The organism is Deltaproteobacteria bacterium (assembly GCA_026712905.1).
GTDB lineage: Bacteria > Desulfobacterota > Binatia > UBA9968 > JAJDTQ01 > JAJDTQ01.
Window position 1 is genome coordinate 54,680 of the sequence record JAPOPM010000199.1, and the last position, 19,305, is coordinate 73,984.

Consider the following 19,305-nt stretch of genomic DNA (forward strand, 5'->3'; position numbering starts at 1 on the left):
CGGCGCATCCGGAGATGCCATGATGGGCTTGATCGTTTCCGAACTCTACGATGCGCTGGTCGACGCCGGGGCTTCGCCGGACAGGGCGAAGGCCGCGGCGGGCGCCGTACCCTCGACGGACAACGTGAGCACCAAGGAAGACATCGCCAGGATCGAGGCCAGATTCGACAGGGTCGAGGCCAACATGGCCACCAAGGAAGAGCTGGCAAAACTCGAGGCCAGGCTCGACCGCGTCGAGGCCAACATGGTCACCAAGGAGGAGCTGGCAAAACTCGAGGCCAGGCTCGACCGCGTCGAGGCCAACATGGTCACCAAGGAGGACTTTGCAAGACTCGACAAACAGGTCGCGGTCCTGCGGTTGGCGGTGTTCGGATTCGGCTCGACCATCGTAGGCTTGCTGGTGAAGTTGGCCTTCTTCCCGTAGGCCCGAACCCTGTCCTACTCAGCCCCGCCCCGCCCCTGGATTCCCGCTTTCCAGGCTGTGTCAAAACGTCGTCCGGACAAGAATCGGCGCCAACCCCCCCGATTCGTCATTCCCGCGGAAGCGGGAATCCAGGGGCGGCGAGGCGGGGAAACGCCGCTGTAGTGCCCCACCACCACCCCTGGATTCCCGCTTCCGCGGGAATGACGAATCGAGGAGGCTCTGCCTCATCAGTTTTGACACAGCCTGTTTCGCCGTAATGACGGGTTCCCCGGGGCCTATCCGCCGGTTTTCACCCGCAGCAGGCTCGGGGCGAACTCCTCGGGAGGCTGGTAGCCCAGCAGCTCCAGCAGCGTGGCGGCGAGGTTGGCGAGGCCGGCGTCCGGCGGCGGGGCGAGGCTGTGGGCGCGGCCCGAGAAGTCGCGGATGAGGAAGGGCACGGGGTTGATGGAGTGGGCGGTGCGGAAGACGGGCTTGCCGTCCTGGCGCAGGGGCGCGCCGGTCTTGTCGCGTTCCACCATGTCCTCGGAGTTGCCGTGGTCGGCGGTGACCACCAGGCAGCCCCGGGCGGCGGCCACGGCGGGCAGGATGCGGCCCATTGCGAGGTCGATGGCCTCCAGGGCGATGATGGTGGCGTGGATGTCGCCGGTGTGGCCCACCATGTCGCCGCCCGCGAAGTTGGCGCGGATGAAGCGGTGGCGACCGTCGCCGACGGCGCGGCGCACGGCGTCGGCGGTCTCGGCCGAACGCATCCACGGACGCTGTTCGAAGGGCACCCGGTCGGAGGCGATTTCCACGTACTCCTCCAACGCTTCGTCGAACTTCCCGGAGCGGTTGCCGTTCCAGAAGTAGGTGACGTGGCCGAACTTCTGGGTCTCGGCGCAGGCGAACTGGGTCACGCCGGCGGCGGCCAGGTACTCGCCCAGGGTGTGGCGGATCCGGGGCGGCGACACCAGGTAGTGTTCGGGGATGCCCAGGTCGCCGTCGTAGAGCATCATGCCGGCGAAGGCCGCGTCCGGCACCCGCCCGCGCTCGAAGCGGTCGAACCCGGCGCCCTCGTTGAAGGCCCGGGACATCTCCATGGCGCGGTCGCCGCGGAAGTTGAAGAAGATGACGCCGTCGCCGTCCTCGATGGGGGCCACCGGGCTGCCGTCGGCGTTGCACACGGTGAACTCGGGCAGCACCTGGTCGCTGATGCCGGGCTCGGCGGCGCGGAAGTGCTCCACCGCGGCCGCGGCGCTGGGAAACCCCTCGGCCGCGCCCAGAACGTGGGCGCGCCAACCCCGCTCGACGATGCTCCAGTCCGCCTCGTAGCGGTCCATGGTCACCACCATGCGGCCGCCGCCGGAGGCGATGCGGTAGTCGCGCCCGCCCCGGTCGCGGATGGCGGCGAGCACCGCTTCGAGCCGTTCCAGGTAGACCAGCGACGTGCGGTCCGGGACGTCGCGCCCATCCAGCAGCGCGTGCACGTACACACGATCGAGCCCGTCCTGGTCGGCGCGGCGGATCAGCGCGTGCAGGTGCGCCTCGTGAGAGTGCACGTTGCCGTCGGACAGAAGACCCATGAAGTGGAGCGCGCCGCCGCCGGCGCGGACGCGCTCCACGAGGGTCTTCCAGTAGCCGTCGTACAACTCGCCGGTCTCGATGGCCCGGTCCACGCACTTGGCGCCCTGGTCGAAGACCCGCCCCGCGCCCATGATGTTGTGGCCCACCTCGGAGTTGCCGATGTCGGCGTCGGACGGCAGCCCGACGGCGGTGCCGTGGGCCCGGAGGGTGATCAGGAGGCCGTCGCCGCGCAGGGAGTCCAGCGTCGGCGTGCGCGCCAGCGACAGGGCGTCGAACTCATCCCCCGCGCCGACGCCCACCCCGTCGAGTATCAGCAACACCACCGGCCCCGCCGGCGCCGGAAGAACCGGATGCCCGCGCAGCACTAGCGGCGCGGGCTGGTTGTCGTCATCCATGTGCTCGTCTCCCTTCGCGGCCCTCTCCGGCCGACCCTCCGTTTGAGTTTAGACGGTTTGCGCGCTAGGGGGAACTTTGCCGAGAGTTTGCGCCCATGAGCCATTCCCCCACATCCATCCCGCCGCGCGCCGTGGTTGTCCGGCACGTCGCTTTCGAAGACCTGGGGTCATTCGCCGGCCCGTTGGCCGAGGGCGGCTGGCGCGTCCAGTATGTCGAGGCCGGCCTGGATGGGCTCGACGCGGCGGCGGACGCCGATCTGCTGGTGGTCCTGGGCGGTCCCATCGGCGCCGGGGACGACGGCCCGTATCCCTTCCTGACGGAGGAGGTGCGCCTCATCGAAGGCCGCCTGGCGGCGGACCGGCCGACCCTGGGCATCTGCCTGGGCGCCCAGCTCATGGCGCGGGCGCTGGGGGCGCGGGTGTACGGCGCGGGACGCAAGGAAATCGGTTGGGGGCCGCTCTCCCTGAGCGAAGCCGGGGCCGCGTCGGCCCTGAGCCTGTTGGCGCCGGACCGTGCCTCGGTGCTCCACTGGCACGGCGACACCTTCGACCTGCCGCACGGCGCGATCCACCTGGCCGCCACCGAGGTGTGCGAGAACCAGGCCTTCGGTTGGGGCGAGCGCGCGCTGGCGCTCCAGTTTCATCCCGAGGTGACCGCCGCCGGCCTCGAGCGCTGGTTCATCGGCCACACCCTGGAAATCGCGACCACCCCGGACATCTCGGTGGCGCAACTCCGTGACGCCACCCGCCGGTTCGCGCCGGCGCTGGAACGCCAGGGACCGGCGTTCCTCCGCCGCTGGCTCGGGCGTGTGCTGTAAAACGCCTAAGGCACCAACTCCCTGAACCGTCATTCCCGCGGAAGCGGGAATCCAGGGGCGGGGAGGCGGGGAAACGCCGCTGTAGTGCCCCGCCACCACCCCTGGATTCCCGCTTCCGCGGGAATGACGGTTCGGGGGGTTGGTGCCAATTCGTGTCCGGACGACGTTTTGTCACGGCCTGTTCCGCGCGAATGACGGTTCGCGGGGCTGCGCCTTACCTGGCCGAGCGGAGTCTTGTCACGGCCTGTTCCGCAGGAATGACGGTTCGCGGGGCTGCGCCTTTGCCTGGCCGAGCGGAGTCTTGTCACGGCCTGTTCCGCGCGAATGACGGTTCGCGGGGCTGCGCCTTTGCCTGGCCGAGCGGAGTCTTGACAAAGCCTGTTCCGCGGGAATGACGGAGGAAGTGGCGCGGCGGCCGTTCCGCCTCATCCCGCGATTTCCTCCAGTTCGCCGCGGGTGTCGATGTCCTTGGCGAAGGAGCGGATGCGGGTCACCGTCAGGGCCACGGGCTGGGGCATGGCGCCGGCGTCGTCCCGGACGATGATCTGGCGGGACAGCTCGGCGGCGAGCTCCGGCACTGTAAGGCGCCGCGCGGTGTAGCGCAGGTAGGTCTTCAGGATGCCGTAGGGTGCCGCCAGGGTGCGTCCCGGGCAGCGGAAGTTCCGCAGCAGGCGCGCGTCTTCCTCCAGCCACAAGCCCACGGCCCTCAGCGTGATGCGGGTCAGGCGCTCGTAGATGCTGCGGTTGCGGTAGCGGTACGCCATCATGAGGAACATGTTGAACCAGTCGAGGCGGATGGCGTTCGCCCGCAGCACCAGCAAGTGGCCGGGATAGAGGTTCAGCAACGGCTCGCGCGGCGCCGGACGCATGCGGTAGCTGGGCTTCCAACGGCTGACGCCCATCTCCTCGGCCTCGGCCGCGATCATCTGCCACCACAGGCCCCTGTCGGCACTGGGCCCGTAGCCCTCGTCCAGCAGGGTCCGGAACTCTTCCGCCGTGGGCAGGATGTCGCAGGCCGAGACCGCCACCGGGCGGTCCGGGTAGCGCTCGGTCAGGAGGGCGGCGAACCGCTGGATGTTGGCCAGGAGATCTCCCGGGGTATCACTGATCTCGCAGTCCACCAGGTCCCCATAGACGTGCCGCGGCCCCACCAGAACGGGGTCCTCGAACCGGTGGCTTTCGCGCATCCGGTGGATCAGTTCGCCCGCGATGCAGCGACCGGACGGCAGGCGTACGGCGCCCTTGAAACCCTTCAGCACGTCTTCGGGCGCCACGCCCTCCGGTATGGTTTCAACCCGGTCGTTGCCGCCAGCCATCACGAGGACCGGCAACAGGTCATTCATGGGCTTCTCGCTCCGTCGGTGTAGGACTGCTGAGCCACGGACCGGCTCCCGGGTCCGTGGCGCTCGACCGCCGGGGATCAGTATGCCTCCCTCCGGCGGCGCTCTCAAGCTCCCTTCGCGAGTGTGTCATCTTTTGAAAAATAGAGACGAAACTGCTAGTCAAGAAGGAGGAGCCGCATGCTGGCCGGAACGGTCCTCGACACGGATCGTGCCGGCGCTCGAAAGCGGCCGCACCAACATGCCGACCACCATCAAGTGCCCCATTTGTCGTACCGAAACGCCATGGACCGGCAATCCTTGCCGGCCCTTCTGCTCGGAGCGCTGCCGGTTCGTCGACCTCGGCGCCTGGGCGGGCGGGACCTACCGCGTTGCCGGCGACGAACTGGTGGACGAGTCGCAGCCCATCGAAGAATCCGAGCCTCGATGAATCAGTATCCCGTACCCGACCCAATGCCCAGATCCGGCGCCTTCCGCTCGAGGTTGCCTGTCGAATCTTCGGCAGCGCTTCAGCCGTAACAGCCGGAGATCAACCATGTCGATACATCCTACTGCCGTCGTGGATCCACGCGCCGAAATTCACCCCGACGCCGAGCTAGGCGCCCATGCCGTCATCGACGGCCCGGCGAAGATCGGCGCCGGCACCCGCCTGGCGCCCCACGCCGTGGTGTTGGGGTGGACCGAACTGGGTGAAGGCAACCAGGTGCACAGCGGCGCCGTCCTGGGAGACGCGCCGCAGGACCTCTCCTACCGGGGCGCCAAGTCCTACCTCCACATCGGCCACCGCAACGTGTTTCGCGAGGGCGTCCAGGTCCACCGGGGTACGGCGCCGGACTCCACCACGGTGATCGGCGACGACAACTTCCTGATGGCCAACTGCCACGTGGCCCACAATTGCCGGCTGGGCGACCGCATCATCATGACCAACAACTCCGTGGTGGGCGGCTACGTGGAGATCGGCGACCGCGTGGTGCTCTCCGCGAGCTGCGCCGTGCACCAGTTCGTGCGCGTCGGTACGATGGCCATCATGCGCGGCTTGAGCGCCACGAGCCGCGACGTGCCGCCGTTCGCCATCATCGACTGGCAGCACACCGTGCGCGGACTGAACGTGGTCGGTCTGCGCCGGGCCGGTTTCGAGGAACCCCGCGTCCGGGTTCTGAAGAACGCCTTCCAGATCCTTTTCCGCAAGCGCCGCAACCTGAGCGCCGCGGTGAAGGAACTGGAAGAGCACCTCTCCGATCCCTTCGGGGACGTCGCCTTCCTGCTGGAGTTCATCCGCGCGTCCAAGCGCGGGGTCTGCGCCGGCCCCAAGTCCCATCCGCTGGGCAGGCCGTGACGTTGTTCTGAGCGAGGCGCCGCGCCCAGCGGCGCGAAGTCGAAGGGCGTTACACCGGCCGGTGGTGTCTCGCGAGACTGCGCTCGACGGCCTCTTCCGACAACGGGTACTGGAACATCTCGTTGCGCATGCGCACGCGCTGCAGGCTGACGCGCTCGATGGCCCGCTTCATGGTCTTGAGGTGCTGCTTGGTGCCGACCGCCGCGGCCGCCTCGCGCGCGGCCTCGCGGTAGTGGTTCTTCTCGTCCTGGTAGACCACCTCCATGGCCGCGGCGATCTTGCGCGCGAGCACGCTGCCCTTGAGCTTGCGCCCCTCCCGGAAGAGGCGCGCGCCGCCGCCCTCGGTGACCAGCACCGCGGCCTTCTCCACCACCGAACCGGCCACGTAGTCCCGGCGCAGATCCCCCAGGGCCTTCTCTTCGGGCAACTGGATGGTGTCCTCGGCGGCGATCTTGCGGCCGAGCAGGTACTCCAGGATGTCGGCCTGGAGCACGTAGTGGTTGAACTCCTGGACCATCTGCTCCATGAGCCCGTGGTAATGGTGCCGGTCGACGGTGCGGTCCACTTCGGGGAACATCTCCACCAAGTTGGCCAACTCCCGGTGCAGGCCGGTGAAATAGCCGTCCACCGGGTGCAGCTCCTTCCATAGCTGGGCCTTGAGCCAGTAGACGTGCTGCTCGCGGGTCGGACCGCCGCGGAAGAATCGCCTGGCGATCTCGGCCTCGGTCTCCCAATACGGATAGGCCACGTCGATCAGATATTTCTCGGTCTGGTTCATGGCACGGGCACCTCCCTGGTATCCTGTAGCGCTTTCGCTTTGCCGTTCCTTGGCATACTATGGTCCCTCGTCATGTCCAAGTCCGCGGGCATCATCATCATCGGCAACGAGGTCCTTTCGGGGAAGACCCAGGACATCAATTCCACGTTCCTGTGCCGGGAACTGCGCCAGCTCGGGGTCGAGGTCCAGCGCGTGACTGTGATACCGGACGACCTGGAGCTCATCGGGCGCACGGCGGCGCGCTTCGCCGCGAGGTGGAACCTGGTCTTCACCACCGGCGGCGTCGGCCCCACCCACGATGACGTGACCATCGAGGGAATCGCCCACGGCTTCGGCGTCAAGGCCGTTATCGAGCCGCGGCTGGAAGGACGCCTGCGCGCGCGCTACGGCGCGGACGTGAACCCGGCGCGGCTGCGCATGGCCATGGTGCCGGAGGGAGCGGAGTTGCTCGCCGCCGGGGCCATGTTCGCTCCGGTGATCCGCATGCGGAACGTCTACATCTTCGCCGGCGTGCCGCGCATCCTGCAGGACCGATTCCAGGCCATCAAGGAACGCTTCCGCGAGGAGCCGTTCCACCTGCGCAACATCTATATCAAGGACGGCGAGGGCGTCATCGCGGGCACCCTCAACGAACTGCTGGAGCGGTTTCCCGACATCCTGCTGGGCTCCTACCCGGTGCTGGACAACCCGGACTACAAGGTGAAGGTGACGGTGGAGTCCAAGAGCGGAGACTACCTCGACCGGGCGGTGGCCGATTTGCTGGAGAATTTGCCGGCGGCCGCGATTCTGCGCGTCGAGGAAGGCTAGCTAGGGTAGCCCCGGCCGCGTATCCACCCTACGGAACGTCATTCCTGCGGAAGCGGGAATCCAGGGGCGGGGAGGCGGGGAAACGCCGCTGTAGTACCCCACCACCACCCCTGGATTCCCGCTTCCGCGGGAATGACGTTCCGTTACGTAGATGCCTCATGAGTTTTGACACGGCCTGTTTCGCGGGAATGACGATCCGTCACGGGGTGGCGAAGCGTTCGCCGCTCTGGCTGCCGATCCAGATCTCGCCGCCCTGGTAGATTTCCTTCTTCCAGATGGGCACGCGCTTCTTCAATTCGTCGATGGCGTAGCGGCATGCCTTGAAGGCGTCGTCGCGATGCGGCGCGGAGACGGCGATCATCACGCTGGCCTCGCCGATGGGCACGTTGCCGATGCGGTGGACGATGGCCGCGCGGGTGATTTCCCACTTCGCCGCGGCTTCCTCGCCTAGCCGGGCCAGCTCCTGCTCGGCCATGCCGGGGTAGGCCTCGTAGTCCAGGGATATGATGGAGCGCCCCTCGTTGTTGTCGCGGGTGGCGCCGATGAAGGTCGAGACGGCGCCCGCGCCGGGGTCGCCCACGTAGGCGAGCAATTCGTTCAAGTCGATGGGTTTGTCGGTCAGCCGGAACACGTCATCCTCCACTCACCGGCGGGATGAAGGCGACCTCGTCGCCGTCGGCGAGCCGCTGGCCGCGCTCGACGTACTCACTGTTCACCGCGTAGAGGAGCCTGAGGTCGATGCCGGAAAGGCCCGGGTACTCACTCTGGAGCCGTTTCCACAGCTCGTTCACGGTGGAGCCGTCGGGAACCTCGTGGACCGCGTCGCCGGCGCCCGCCCGCTCCCGCAGCATGGCGAAGAGCTTGACGCGCACCTTCATATTCCGCGCGCCTGCGCCACCATGTGGCCCAACTGCGGCAGCAGCAGGTCCTTCATGGCCGTTTCCACGGCGCCGCGCGAACCCGGCATGGATACCACGATCCGGCTGCCCACGGCCCCCGCCACCGCGCGGCTCAGCATCGCGGCGGCGCCGATCTCCTGGTAGCTCAGGTACCGGAACAACTCGCCGAAGCCGTCGATGCGCTTTTCGATGACGCCGCTCACCACCTCGTAGGTGCCGTCGCGGGGCGCAATGCCGGTGCCGCCGTTCAGTAGCACCACGTCCACGCCGTCCGCGGCCAGCGCGGTTCCCAAGAGCGCGCGGATGTCCTCGGGCTCGTCCTTGACGATCTCGTACCCCGCCAGCGCATGGCCGCCTTCCTCAAGCATCCCCTTGATGGTGGCGCCGCTGCGGTCCGTCGACGCATCACGCGTGTCGCTTACGGTGATGACGAAGCAGGCGACGGTCTTGAGACTTCGGTCGATGTGGGACTGCTCTGCCATGTTGCTCCAGAGTTTGACGTTCCGCGGCGTACTTGCGTTGTGATCTCGGACGCAGCCTGTCTAGATCCGCATCGGCATGACCACGTACAGCAGCGTGTCGTCGCCGCCGCGGCGCACTACCGTGGGACTCTCGTCGTCCATCAGGCCCATCTCGACGTGGTCGTCCTGTTCCATGACGTTCAGGATGTCCAGCAGGTACTGGGCGTTGTAGCCGATGACGATGCGGTTGCCCTCGTACGCCACGTCCACTTCCTCGGCCGCTTCCCCGAGATCCGGGTTGTTGGCGGAGATCCCGATGGTGCCGCCGGTGAACTCGACGCGGACGCCACGAAAGCGGTCGCTGGAGAGCAGCGACACGCGACGCAAGGCACGAAACAGGATGGCTTGAACCACATCCGCCTTGTTCTTGTTGTCCGACGGTATGACCTTGTCGTAGTCGGGGAACTCGCCGTCGATGAGCCGGATGGACATCTCGACGTCCCCCTTCCACACGAACACCATGTTGTCGGTGAAACCCAGGGACACGGTTTCCTCGGCGGGGTCTTCCAGGAGCCGGCGCAACTCGGCCAGCCCCTTGCGCGGGATAATCACTCCCTTCGCGAGCCCCAACGGCCCGATCTCGCGCTGCACCAGGGACAACCGATGACCGTCGGTGGTCACCATGCGCACCCGATTGTTCTCCATCTCGTGCAGCAGCGCGCCGTTCAGGTTGGAGCGGGTCTCGTCCGTGGATATGGAGAAAATCGTCTTGTCGATCATCTCCTTCAGCGCCAGCGCCGGGCAATCCTTGCGCTCCGCCTCGCCGCTCGACACGAACGCGGGGAACTCACGCGCGTCGAGACCCACCATCTTGAAGACGGACTTGCCACTCTGGATCTCAACCCGGTCGTTGTCCAACCGCTTCAGGTCGATGAACTCCTCGGACAACTCGCGCACGATCTCGTAGAGCTTCCTGGCATCCACCGTGACGCTGCCCGATGTGATGATCTCGCCGTTGAGGCTGGCGCGTACGCCCACCTCGAGGTCGGTGCCCGTGAGACGTATCCGATTGCCCTGGGTTTCCACCAGCACGTTGGCCAGTATCGGCATGGTGTTGCGCCGTTCCACCGTGCTCTGGCTCCAGTACAACGCGTCCAGAAACTCTTCGCGTTTGGCTCGGATCTGCATTTATCCTCCAGTATCGTCGGCTCTAATTCATCTTCTATATTATTGAAATATCAGAAGTAGTAGTAGGGCCTGTGGATATCGGGATAGCCGTTGGAAACTACCGCTATTAAAGCACTTTTGCGGTGGAAAAAAAACGCGGCCACTCCCGTTGTCTGTAGGGGCCGGCCGCGAGAGCAGTGAACTCAGCGAGTTTTCAACAGGCTGTGTCGGGTTCTCCACAGCGTGTTCACTCAACTCTTGAGCTGGCGCTCCAGCCGTTCCACGGTGGCCTTGATCTCGGGGTCGGTGGTGGCCTTCCTTTCGATGGTCTTGGAGGCGTGGATGACCGTGGAGTGGTCGCGCCCGCCGAACTCGGCCCCGATGGCGGGATAGGAGGTGGCGGTGTACTTGCGGCAGAGGTACATGGCGACCTGGCGCGCGACGGCGATGTTTTTCGTGCGCCGCTTGGACTTGAGGTCGCTGATCTTGACGTCGAAGTGCTCGCAGATGGCTTTCTGGATGTTGCGCACGGTGACGTGTTTCTCGTTCTCCTTCAGGGTGTGCTTCAACGCCTCCCGCGCGAGATCGATGGTGATTTCGACGTTGGTGAGGGAAGCGAAGGCGCCGAGGCGGGTGAGGGAGCCTTCCAACTCCCGGACGTTGGAGCGGATGTGGGTGGCGAGAAAGTCCGCGACCTCTTGCGGCAGGTCGATCTCTTCCTCCTCGGCCTTCTTGATGAGGATCGCGATGCGAGTCTCGATGTCCGGCGGCTGGATGTCGGCGGTCAGGCCCCACTCGAAGCGATTCCGAAGCCGGTCTTCCAGGTCGGAGATCTCCTTGGGAAAACGATCGGATGTGAGGATGATCTGCTTGTGGCTCTCGTAGAGCGAGTTGAAGGTGTGGAAGAACTCTTCCTGGGTGCGTTCCTTGCCGGCGATGAACTGGATGTCGTCGAGGATGAGCACGTCGATGCTGCGGAAGTGGTTCTTGAACTCGTTCATGCGGTCCCGCCGCAGAGACGAGATGAGGTTGTTCATGAACGATTCGGAGGTTGTGTAGACGACTTTTTGACCAGGGCTCTGCTCCCGCAGGCGGTTTCCCAGGGCATTCACCAAGTGAGTCTTCCCCAGGCCCACGCCGCCGTAGATGAACAGCGGGTTGTAGTGTTCCGCGGGTCTGCTGGCGACCGCGAGGCACGCGGCATGGGCGAACTGGTTGCTGGTGCCGACGACGAAGTTCTCGAAGGTGTAGCGCGGGATCAGCGTCGAGGAGTCCGCCGGTTGGGCGGTGGGTTTGGGTGGAGACGGCGCCTGCTGGGGCACGCGCGACGGATTGACCGAAAGAGCGACCGGTGCGGCCTCGCCGTAGTACGTCTTGAACTCCTCCTTGATGGCGTCGAGGTAGTTCTCGTGGAGCCAGTCGCGGAACAGATTGCTGGGAACCTCGATGGTGATCTCACCGCTCGCGCTTGGGGTAAACGTCAGGGGTTTGATCCATGTCTCGAAATCGTGTAAGCCGAGCCTTTCCTTCAACCGGTCCTGAATCTCACGCGGAAGCTTTTTCATTGTATTCAAGGAGAGTTATGGCGCTAGCGTGACTGTGGTTATCAACAAAATTATCCACAGATGTGGACAACTTTCTGGACAATGGCTCCCGGTTTCAGGCCATAGTAGAACCCGAAACCCCGCCGGAATTCCTCGCGGAGGCGGTGAGTGTTCAGCCCATTTGCCTAATCGGTGTAACCAAAGAAAACCGTCCTTTTAATGGTTTTGTTGGCGCATTGCAATACCAAAAACACACGTCATTTTTTTCTGTAATGTTATCGCCGGAGTCGCCGTATCTTTCGGGTGAGCGGAGACGGGGAAAAGGCGAAGGGCTGGGTCACGGGCGCCCGAAACCGCGCCCGGAGCGAGGCAACGAGGTGTAGTGTGGATAACCGCCCAAGGCCGTCCTCAGCGGATCTTGTCGACCGTTCGCGGCACGTCGTTCCCGGCGGTGTGAACAGCCCGGTGCGGGCGTGGAACGCCGTCGGCGGCGACCCCCTCTACATCGCCCGGGCCCAGGGATCGCGGATCGTTGACCGGGAAGGGCGGCGGTACATCGACTACGTCTGCGCCTGGGGACCGCTCATTCTGGGACATGCGCCGGTGGGGGTGGTGCAGGCGCTCGTGGACGCCGTGCCCGAGGGCACCGGCTTCGGCGCGCCCACCGCCAAGGAGGTGGAGTTGGCGGAACTCGTCTGCGAGCGCATGGGCGGCGTGGAACAGTTGCGTCTGGTGAACTCCGGCACCGAGGCGACCATGAGCGCCATCCGCCTGGCGCGGGGCTACACCGGGCGCAGCAAGGTGCTCAAGTTCGACGGCTGCTACCATGGGCACGTCGACGCCCTGCTGGCCAAGGCCGGTTCGGGCGTGGAGAGCTTCTCCCTGCCCGACAGCGCCGGCGTGCCGGAGAGCTTTACCGCCGATACCCTGCTGGCGCGCTTCAACGATGCGGACTCCGTGCGCGGTCTGGTCGAGCGGCACCGCGAGGATCTGGCGGCGGTGATCGTCGAACCGGTGTGCGGCAACATGGGCGTGATTCCGCCGGCACCGGGGTTTCTCGAGGCATTGCGGGAGGTTACGGCGCGCCAGGGCGTCGTTCTCATCTTCGACGAGGTGATTACGGGCTTCCGGGTGGCGCGGGGCGGTGCACAGGAACGCTACGGCGTGACGCCGGACCTCACCTGCCTGGGCAAGGTGTTGGGCGGCGGGCTCCCGGTGGGGGCGTTCGGCGGACGGCGGGACATCATGGCGCGGCTGGCGCCGGAAGGTCCCGTGTACCAGGCGGGCACGCTCTCGGGGAACCCGGTGACGGTCACCGCCGGGCTCGCCACGCTGAGGGCGCTGGAAGGACCGGACGTCTACCGGGAGCTGGAGGAGAAGGGCCGCATGCTCGAAGATGGGCTCCGCGAGGTGCTCGCGCGCGGCGTGCCGGGCACGGTCAACCGCGTGGGCTCCATGCTGACGCTGTTCCTGGGGCCGGAGCGGGTGGCGGCGCCCGATGACGCCAGGACCTGCGACCGGGAACGCTTCGCACGTTTTTTTCACGGCATGCTCGCGCGCGGCGTCTACCTGCCGCCGTCCCAGTTCGAGGCCTGGTTCGTATCCCTGGCGCACGGCGAGGAAGACATCGCCGCCACCGTGGCGGCCTTCGCGGACTGGGCGGAAGAGGACGGCGTGGTCCCACGTTGAGTCGTCGCCGTGGCGTTCGGCCCCCGGACCGCCGCCGTTGACCGGTCCCGGTGCGCATGTTAGAAAACCGGTTTCAGTGAGCGACGCACAGGACGGCCGGGACGGGCCACCGGAAAAGAGACCCGTTCTCTTCCGGGCCGCCAAATACACCGCCATCGGATTCGAGTTTCCCACGACGGTCGGAGCCGGGTTGGTGCTTGGGCACTACGCGGACTCCTACTTCGGCAGCTCGCCCTGGATGGTGCTGGTGTTGGGGCTTCTGGGGCTCGTGATGGCGTTCTGGCGGCTCGTGATGCTCTTGCGGCATTTCGCCAGGGAGCACCGATGAGTTGGGAAGCGAGCGGTCTCCCGGTCTGGCGCGTGGAGTTGTGGCACGGACTGCTGGTGGCCGGTTTCCTGGCGCTCGTGCCGCTGGAGTGGCTGGAGCCCGGCGGGCTCTTGCTGGGCGGCCTGTTCATGGGAGTGAACTTCCTGCTCCTGGCGGTGGGCATCCGGTGGGTGATCACGCCGTTCGCGAGCAAGGGGCGGGTCCGGGCGGGGATTTTCCTGCTGGTCTTCAAGTTCTGCTTCCTGCTGGGCGCCTCCTGGTTGTTGCTGACCCGCATCTCTCCGGACGCGGTGTCGTTCGCGGTAGGGGTCAACTGCCTGATCCTCGCGATCTTGTGGGATCGGCTGTACGATACGCAAATCGGCAGGTGAGTCATCGATGGGACATCATCCATTCACATGGTACGACTTGGTACCCGGCTTCTTGCAGGGGCTGGTGCCGCTGCAGATCTTCTTCTCGCTGGTGAGCATGGTGCTGCTGGTCTGCCTGGCGCTCGCGGCGCGGCGCCGGCTGCTGGACACCCGCGACGCGGTCATTCCCAGCGACCGGATCACCCTGGTCAACATCTTCGAGCTCTTGATCGAGTTCGTCACGAACCTGAGCGACAGCATCATCGGGCACCACGGCCGGCGCTACCTGTCGCTTTACGGGACGTTCTTCATTTTCATCCTGCTGTCCAACTTCATCGGCCTCGTGCCCGGGTTCTCGCCGCCCACGAGCAACCTCAACATCACACTAGGCCTGGGCCTGGTTTCCTTCGGGGCCTACCACTACTTCGGCGTGCGCGAGCACGGCGGCGCCTACCTCAAGCAGTTCATGGGGCCGTTCCTGGTGATCGCGCCGCTGTTCTTCCTGATCGAGATTTTCTCGCACATGTTCCGGCCGCTCACGCTGGGCCTGCGGCTCGCATTCAACATGTTCGCCGACCACTTGGTGGTGGAGATATTCACCGGCCTGACCTACGTGGTCATCCCGGTGCTGTTCTATCTGCTGGGGGCCTTGGTGTCGGTCATCCAGGCCTTCGTTTTTACGCTCTTGAGCATGATCTATGCGTCTCTGGCCTTGAGCCACGATCATTGACGCCGCGGTTTGCCAGTCGGGGAGGATGAAGAGGAGAGGCTTGCGGCAACGACCTCGGCGCCGGAAAGGAGAAAAAACATGAAGCAACTCACAGCCTTCGTACTGACGGGACTCTTCACGCTGCTGCTGTCGGGTGTTGCCGTTGCGGCGGATGCCGCGGGCGGCGGCTCGGCCGGCCTGGTCCCGGGCATCGTCGCACTGGGCGCCGGCCTCGGCATCGCCATCGCCGCGTTCGGTTGCGCGCTCGCGCAAGGCCGGGTAGGCGGCGCGGCCATGGAAAGCATCGGCCGCAACCCCAACTCCGCCGACAAGATCTTCACGCCGTTGATCCTGTCGCTGGCCCTTATCGAAGCGCTGGGCATCTACGCCCTGATCATCGCCTTCCTGCTCGCGGGCAAGGTTTAACCGTTTCCGCGCCGTCGCCTGGCGGCCCGAGGACACTTGAAAGGCAGGGGTCGCCATCGGCGGCTCCTGCCTTTTTTCGTCGGCCGCTAGGAAGGGCGCGGCGCCTCCCGCCATTCCCGTGAACCAAGCTGTGTCAGAACTCCCGAGGAAACGGAGCCCCCGTTTCGTCATTCCCGTGAACCAGGCTGTGTCGCAACCGTCGACAGGACAAGAATTGGCACCAACCCCCCGAAGAGTCATTCCCGCGAAAGCGGGAATCCAGGGGTGGCGAGGCGGGGAAACGCAGATGTAGTGCCCCACCACCACCCCTGGATTCCCGCTTTCGCGGGAATGACTCTTCGGGGGTTGGTAGCCTATCCCGGATGGAGTTTTGACACAGCCGCTTTCGCGGGAATGACTCTTCGGCGGGTTGGCGCCTCTCTCAGATGGTGTTTTGACACAGCCCGGAAAGCGGGAATCCAGGGGTGGGGAGGGGGAGTCTCACGGCATGGCCACGGGGTGCAGCCGGACGCCGGTGTGCTCCAGGATCTCCGCCACCGTGTCGAGCTTGTACGGCTTCTCGTAGTAGATATCGCCGATGCCCGTGTTCACCAGCACCTTGAGGCAGTGGATGCACGGCGTGTGGGTGATGTAGATGGAGGCGTCCTTGATGCTGGCGCCGTTCTTGGCGGCCTGGGCGATGGCGTTGATCTCGGCGTGGATGGTGCGGAAGCAGTTCTTCTCCATCTCACCGTCGGGATTCCTGGTTTCGTAGATGAGGCAGCCCAACTCCGTGCAGTGGGGCATTCCCGCGGGCGAGCCGTTGTAGCCCGTGGCGAGGATGCTCCGATCCCGGACGATCACGGCGCCCACCTTGGCGCGGGTGCAGGTGGAACGTTCCGCCACCTGCCGCGTGATGGTCATGAAGTACTGATCCCAGCTCGGCCGTTCTTCTGTCATCGCCACCTCCGCGACCGTGTCCCGGCCCGTTTGGTTCCACGGGCCGGCCGGCCAAGACAATACCACATCAAGCGCCCCGCAGAAGCACCCGGGTGCCGACATGGGCGCCGAGGCCGGATCGCGCGCTGCCCTCGCACCGGGAAATCTCCAGGTGCCCCCAGCTATTGATCAGGGCGAGGTACGTGCCCGCGCCGGCCGAGGCGTAGTTGGGGGACAGGCCCCGGATCACATGGTCGCCGACCCGCACGTCCACTCCCGCCGGGTCGAAGGCCGCCAGGTCCTCGCGCCGCATGTTGGTGGTGAGGTTGCCGAAACCGTCGATGTAGATGACCTCGCCGTCGATGGCGCCCCCGTCCTGCCTTCGCGGTTCGGGCACCTCCAGGCTCTCGAAGCTCTCGACCGTTTGCCCCAGCTTCTCCGCCGGCACTCCGGCGGAAAGGTGGGCGGCCGCGGGGGCGAAGACGTCCCGGCCATGGAAGGTCGTGCTCGTGGGGTGCAGGTGGTAATCCGGGTTGGACAGGTGGACCACGCGGATCGGCCGTTGCCGGCCCGCGGCGAGGCTCAAGAGCCCGTTGTCCGGGCCGACGTAGCGGCCGCGGGCGGTCTCCACGAGAATGGGGCGCCGGGCGCCGCCCACTCCGGGATCCACCACCGCCACGTGTATGGCGCCCGTGGGAAAGAAGTCGACGGCGGCCGCCAGCGCGAGCGCGCCGCCGGTGACGTCCTGCGGCGCCACCCCGTGTGTCAGGTCGACAATCACGGCCGCCGGATCGATACCGTGGATCACCCCTTTCATGATGCCCACGAAGGGGTCCCGGTAGCCGAAGTCGGTGGTCAGGGTAATGATGCGTGCGGCCGGTGTCATCGTCATCGCGCCGGAGTCTCTCGGGGTGCTGTCCCGTTCGTTCACGTGATAAGATGTGCAGGAATTCCAGCCTCGGGCAAGGAGACGGGTATTTATCCAGTATCCTGCCTCACGGACAGTCCCGCAAGGAGACCGCCATGATCGAGCTTTACACCAGCGCCACGCCCAACGGGCAGAAGATCCACATCATGCTCGAGGAGACGGGCCTCGACTACCGGCTTCACTGGGTGGACCTGCGCAAGGGCGAGCAGTTCGACCCGGAGTTCCTCAGGATCAGCCCCAACAACAAGATCCCGGTTATCCTCGACCGCGACGGCCCGGGCGGCGAGCCCATCTCGGTGTTCGAATCCGGCGCCATCCTGATCTACCTGGCCGAGAAGGCCGGAATGTTCCTGCCCGCGGAACCTCGCGCCCGCATCCAGGTCCTGGAGTGGCTGATGTTCCAGGTGGGGGGCGTCGGCCCCATGCTCGGCCAAGCGCACCACTTCCGCGCCTACGCGCGCGAGAAGATCCCCTACGCCGTCGAGCGCTACACCAGCGAGGGCGCGCGCATCTACCGGGTGCTGGACAAGCGGCTCGCCGAGCACGCGTACCTGGCCGGCGACTACTCCATCGCCGACATGGCGGTGTTTCCGTGGATCCGGCTGCACGAGCGCCAGGGCCAGGACATGGCCGACCACCCGCACCTGAGCCGCTGGTTCGACACCGTCGCCGCCCGCCCGGCCGTGGCCAAGGACATGGAGAAGACCCGCGACGTCGTCGGCACCATCACCAACGAGATGTGGGACAACCTCTGGGGCAAGAACCAGTTCGAGAAACGCTGAACCCCGGCCCGCGCGCAGGTTACGAGTCTGTCTCCATGGGGTAGCCCTTCTCGGTCCAACCGGGAAGACCCTCGTACAACACTCTCATGTTGCGGTAGCCCTGCTTGTGAAGAATTCCGTAGGCCAAACTGGCCAGGTGGCGAGGGCACTGTCAATAGAGTACGACGAGGCCCTCCTCGGGCACGGCGGCACCTCGGTAGAAGGCGCCGAGCGGTATCGAGAGGGCGCCCTTGATGTGACCGTCGGCATAGCTCCGAGCTTGCCTCACGTCCACGATGGTGAGGGGCTTGCGGTCGAGGACGTGCTGGACGAGTTCTTCGACTCGGACATATTGGATCGCGATCTTGTCCGACGGCTCCACCTTGGCATACTCCGGGTACTTGGAGGGATCGCCCCAGGCCGGAGCCGCCGCCATCAAGAGCAGGGCCGTGAGGCCCAGCCAGAAACGTCGCATCAGCCACCCTCCTTCTGCGCGGGCTTGACCCCCGCGAAGCCGCTCCGATCCGCCAGTGTCGCCGGCGTCAGCACCCCGACTTGACGCTGGCCCTTGATCACCCACGTGGGATAGGAACGCACGCCCGCCGCCAGGCACTTGGTCGCGGTGGGCGCGCTGCGCCCCCCGGGACTGCACTCGATGTAAGGGATGCGCTCGGCGGAAGCGCCGAACAATTCCATCTGACTCTGGCAGGCGGGGCACCAGAACGCTCCGTACATCTTGGCATCGATATCGTCGAGGTGCACGGCCAAGCCTCGCAACCACGGGTCTTCGTTGGCCGAAGCGTTCACCGTGGCGCCCGAGTAGAAGACCAGGTGCATCGCCAGCACCGCCACCGCGGCGGCGCCGAAGCTCGCGCCGAGCCAGGGCTTCCACGGCACGCGGTGGCTCACCTGGGGGACCTGCATCAGCGTCACGACGAAGATGGCGGTCAAGATCGCAAGGGAGGTCAGGCAGTACGGACAGGCGGCCTCCAGCACGAACAGGGAGATGTAGGTCAGGTACAGGCTGTAGGCCATGCCGAAGAGCGAGACCGCGGCCAAGACCTTCCAGCGCCGGCTCCGCCGCTTGATGAGCGCCGCGCCCGCCAGCACCACGTACACGAAAAACCCCCAAAGCGAGGTGGGCAGGCCCAGAAGCTCCGACCAGCGGCTTTGGAGCACAATGTCGCAGTCGTCGCCCGCCTCGCAAAAGGCGGTCTCCCCGCCCGACCACGCGGTGCCCGTCAGATACCCCGCCAGCACAAGCCCCACCGCGGCCAGTCCCAGCACCGGCCAGTTGGGCTTGGGCGGCCCGGGCGCCGCCGCGGCCTGCTGCTGCCGCGGTCCTCTTTTTCTGGATGCCTTGGCCACTGGTTCCTCCTTTGGGTCGGTCGGCGTCTGATGCCCGCCCGACGGATCGAGCCCATGTGAAATCTACCAATGCCGCGACGACAAGACAAGATAGCGGCGCTTCCATACCGTGTTTTCCGGACCCCTCCCGGAACGTGCTTCCCGCCGCCCCCTTCGGAACGTCATTCCGGCTCCCCGGACGTCATTCCCCCCCCCGGAACGTCATTCGCCCCCCCGGAACATCATTCCGCCCCCCGGAACGTCATACCGCCCCCCGGAACGTCATTCCCGCCCCCGGAACGTCATACCGCCCCCCG

At 66.0% G+C, this 19,305-nt stretch carries 23 protein-coding genes; 11 read left to right on the top strand and 12 right to left on the bottom strand.

Annotated features, from left to right (window positions below; all coding sequences use genetic code 11):
• Positions 1–19 precede the first annotated feature (19 nt).
• Positions 20–424 carry a hypothetical protein gene (locus OXF11_16465; protein ID MCY4488688.1) on the top strand — a complete coding sequence of 135 codons (405 nt, stop codon included), beginning with the start codon at positions 20–22 and terminating at the stop codon, positions 422–424.
• Positions 425–699: 275 nt separating this feature from the next.
• On the opposite strand, the gene gpmI is transcribed toward OXF11_16465, so the two are convergent.
• Positions 700–2,382, bottom strand: a complete 1,683-nt coding sequence (gene gpmI, locus OXF11_16470; protein ID MCY4488689.1) for a 2,3-bisphosphoglycerate-independent phosphoglycerate mutase — start codon at positions 2,380–2,382, stop codon at positions 700–702.
• 95 nt (positions 2,383–2,477) lie between these two features.
• On the opposite strand from gpmI, the gene OXF11_16475 reads away from it, so the two are divergent.
• On the top strand, positions 2,478–3,200 hold the full coding sequence (locus OXF11_16475; GenBank protein MCY4488690.1) for a glutamine amidotransferase: 723 nt from the start codon (positions 2,478–2,480) through the stop codon (positions 3,198–3,200).
• A 425-nt stretch (positions 3,201–3,625) separates the two neighbouring features.
• Here the strand turns inward: OXF11_16475 and OXF11_16480 are convergent, their stop codons facing one another.
• Positions 3,626–4,543 carry a hypothetical protein gene (locus tag OXF11_16480; protein ID MCY4488691.1) on the bottom strand — a complete coding sequence of 306 codons (918 nt, stop codon included), beginning with the start codon at positions 4,541–4,543 and terminating at the stop codon, positions 3,626–3,628.
• Between the two features lie 238 nt (positions 4,544–4,781).
• On the opposite strand from OXF11_16480, the gene yacG reads away from it, so the two are divergent.
• Together yacG and lpxA are read left to right on the top strand one after the other, a co-directional pair.
• Entirely contained in the window at positions 4,782–4,970 is a 189-nt protein-coding gene (yacG, locus tag OXF11_16485; GenBank protein ID MCY4488692.1) for a DNA gyrase inhibitor YacG, read from the top strand.
• Between the two features lie 105 nt (positions 4,971–5,075).
• The gene (lpxA, locus tag OXF11_16490) at positions 5,076–5,876 is read left to right on the top strand and encodes an acyl-ACP--UDP-N-acetylglucosamine O-acyltransferase (GenBank protein ID MCY4488693.1); all 801 of its coding nucleotides are present in this window, start codon (positions 5,076–5,078) and stop codon (positions 5,874–5,876) included.
• Positions 5,877–5,925: 49 nt separating this feature from the next.
• Here the strand turns inward: lpxA and OXF11_16495 are convergent, their stop codons facing one another.
• The gene (locus tag OXF11_16495; protein ID MCY4488694.1) at positions 5,926–6,654 is read right to left on the bottom strand and encodes a hypothetical protein; all 729 of its coding nucleotides are present in this window, start codon (positions 6,652–6,654) and stop codon (positions 5,926–5,928) included.
• Positions 6,655–6,726: 72 nt separating this feature from the next.
• Between OXF11_16495 and OXF11_16500 the strand changes: the two genes are divergently transcribed.
• Positions 6,727–7,461, top strand: a complete 735-nt coding sequence (locus OXF11_16500; protein MCY4488695.1) for a competence/damage-inducible protein A — start codon at positions 6,727–6,729, stop codon at positions 7,459–7,461.
• Between the two features lie 199 nt (positions 7,462–7,660).
• On the opposite strand, the gene OXF11_16505 is transcribed toward OXF11_16500, so the two are convergent.
• The 5 genes from OXF11_16505 to dnaA form a co-directional block, all read right to left on the bottom strand.
• Positions 7,661–8,092, bottom strand: coding sequence for a molybdenum cofactor biosynthesis protein MoaE (locus tag OXF11_16505; GenBank protein MCY4488696.1), 432 nt, complete (start codon positions 8,090–8,092; stop codon positions 7,661–7,663).
• A 1-nt stretch (position 8,093) separates the two neighbouring features.
• Positions 8,094–8,339 (bottom strand): molybdopterin converting factor subunit 1, encoded by a 246-nt coding sequence (gene moaD, locus OXF11_16510; protein ID MCY4488697.1) that lies wholly within the window; start codon positions 8,337–8,339, stop codon positions 8,094–8,096.
• Positions 8,336–8,842 carry a MogA/MoaB family molybdenum cofactor biosynthesis protein gene (locus OXF11_16515; protein ID MCY4488698.1) on the bottom strand — a complete coding sequence of 169 codons (507 nt, stop codon included), beginning with the start codon at positions 8,840–8,842 and terminating at the stop codon, positions 8,336–8,338. Before OXF11_16515 ends, moaD begins: the two co-directional genes overlap by 4 nt.
• A gap of 60 nt (positions 8,843–8,902) precedes the next feature.
• Complete coding sequence (gene dnaN / locus OXF11_16520; protein ID MCY4488699.1) at positions 8,903–10,009, bottom strand: DNA polymerase III subunit beta; 1,107 nt, start codon at positions 10,007–10,009, stop codon at positions 8,903–8,905.
• A 230-nt stretch (positions 10,010–10,239) separates the two neighbouring features.
• On the bottom strand, positions 10,240–11,553 hold the full coding sequence (dnaA, locus tag OXF11_16525; protein ID MCY4488700.1) for a chromosomal replication initiator protein DnaA: 1,314 nt from the start codon (positions 11,551–11,553) through the stop codon (positions 10,240–10,242).
• Positions 11,554–11,916: 363 nt separating this feature from the next.
• Between dnaA and hemL the strand changes: the two genes are divergently transcribed.
• From hemL to OXF11_16550, 5 genes are all read left to right on the top strand, one after another.
• On the top strand, positions 11,917–13,221 hold the full coding sequence (gene hemL, locus OXF11_16530; GenBank protein ID MCY4488701.1) for a glutamate-1-semialdehyde 2,1-aminomutase: 1,305 nt from the start codon (positions 11,917–11,919) through the stop codon (positions 13,219–13,221).
• Positions 13,222–13,297: 76 nt separating this feature from the next.
• Entirely contained in the window at positions 13,298–13,549 is a 252-nt protein-coding gene (locus OXF11_16535; protein MCY4488702.1) for an AtpZ/AtpI family protein, read from the top strand.
• Positions 13,546–13,920: a hypothetical protein gene (locus OXF11_16540; protein MCY4488703.1), complete on the top strand. Its 375-nt coding sequence runs from the start codon at positions 13,546–13,548 to the stop codon at positions 13,918–13,920. The genes OXF11_16535 and OXF11_16540 overlap by 4 nt, the downstream gene beginning before the upstream one ends.
• A gap of 7 nt (positions 13,921–13,927) precedes the next feature.
• Complete coding sequence (gene atpB / locus OXF11_16545) at positions 13,928–14,629, top strand: F0F1 ATP synthase subunit A (GenBank protein ID MCY4488704.1); 702 nt, start codon at positions 13,928–13,930, stop codon at positions 14,627–14,629.
• 78 nt (positions 14,630–14,707) lie between these two features.
• Positions 14,708–15,034: an ATP synthase F0 subunit C gene (locus tag OXF11_16550; protein MCY4488705.1), complete on the top strand. Its 327-nt coding sequence runs from the start codon at positions 14,708–14,710 to the stop codon at positions 15,032–15,034.
• A 480-nt stretch (positions 15,035–15,514) separates the two neighbouring features.
• On the opposite strand, the gene OXF11_16555 is transcribed toward OXF11_16550, so the two are convergent.
• On the bottom strand, positions 15,515–15,973 hold the full coding sequence (locus OXF11_16555; GenBank protein MCY4488706.1) for a cytidine/deoxycytidylate deaminase family protein: 459 nt from the start codon (positions 15,971–15,973) through the stop codon (positions 15,515–15,517).
• A gap of 67 nt (positions 15,974–16,040) precedes the next feature.
• The gene (locus tag OXF11_16560) at positions 16,041–16,844 is read right to left on the bottom strand and encodes an SAM-dependent chlorinase/fluorinase (protein MCY4488707.1); all 804 of its coding nucleotides are present in this window, start codon (positions 16,842–16,844) and stop codon (positions 16,041–16,043) included.
• 131 nt (positions 16,845–16,975) lie between these two features.
• On the opposite strand from OXF11_16560, the gene OXF11_16565 reads away from it, so the two are divergent.
• Positions 16,976–17,662, top strand: coding sequence for a glutathione S-transferase N-terminal domain-containing protein (locus OXF11_16565; protein MCY4488708.1), 687 nt, complete (start codon positions 16,976–16,978; stop codon positions 17,660–17,662).
• Positions 17,663–17,813: 151 nt separating this feature from the next.
• Here OXF11_16565 and OXF11_16570 read toward each other — a convergent pair whose 3' ends face one another.
• Together OXF11_16570 and OXF11_16575 are read right to left on the bottom strand one after the other, a co-directional pair.
• Entirely contained in the window at positions 17,814–18,116 is a 303-nt protein-coding gene (locus tag OXF11_16570; protein ID MCY4488709.1) for a rhodanese-like domain-containing protein, read from the bottom strand.
• On the bottom strand, positions 18,116–19,009 hold the full coding sequence (locus OXF11_16575) for a vitamin K epoxide reductase family protein (GenBank protein MCY4488710.1): 894 nt from the start codon (positions 19,007–19,009) through the stop codon (positions 18,116–18,118). Before OXF11_16575 ends, OXF11_16570 begins: the two co-directional genes overlap by 1 nt.
• Positions 19,010–19,305 lie beyond the last annotated feature (296 nt).